This window comes from Vibrio sp. 704 (assembly GCF_033339295.1).
This window is the reverse complement of the sequence record NZ_JAWOUH010000661.1, coordinates 1-610: the sequence shown is the minus strand read 5'-3', so window position 1 is coordinate 610 and position 610 is coordinate 1. Positions and strand designations below refer to the sequence as shown.

The 610-nt window shown below is 47.7% G+C and carries 1 pseudogene; it reads right to left on the bottom strand.

Going from position 1 to position 610, the window contains the following annotated elements:
* A pseudogene (locus tag R7R24_RS28370) lies at nt 1-394 on the bottom strand (AraC family transcriptional regulator); the annotation flags it as partial.
* Between the last annotated feature and the right edge of the window lie 216 nt (nt 395-610).

Below are 610 nucleotides of genomic sequence, written 5' to 3'. Positions count from 1 at the left end.
GCCATGCAGGTGCATTTTGCGGCAGCAACCAGACCATTTTCCAACTTCCCAAACGCGGGTTGATCTCGAAACGAAAGCAAGTGTCTACGGGCAAGATGGTCAGCGTATATGGTTCGATCTCCTTAACGCAGTTCGGCGTAATCAACACACCGCCGCCTTCTAACGTGAATAACAACGTATGCACGCCCACCTTGTCACGCTCAACGTGATAACCGTCGTGCAGCTCAGCCAATCCCGCCATAAAAATATCGGCACGTTGCCATTCTGGAATTTCCGTTAGCGTAAGAAAACGTTCTTTGCACGCAGGTGCAAGGTAGACGTCATCGTGCCACTCATGTTGAGGAGAGAATTGACCGATGACGGATTTGCACAGGTTTTGTCGATTTTCGAACATGTATTTATGCCTCGGTTGGTTTTATATTCCCCCACAAACTGAGGAGTGACTATGACGAACAACACTGACATCAAAAACCAAACAAATCCTATGTCTGGCGACTTGTTACGTCAGATTATTCGCTTAGGTTTTCCCGTCGCAATCCAAAGCGCGCTTGTCGCGATATTGGCATTGGCTGATGTTCTCATGGTTAGTGACTTTGGTAAAGAAGCGACA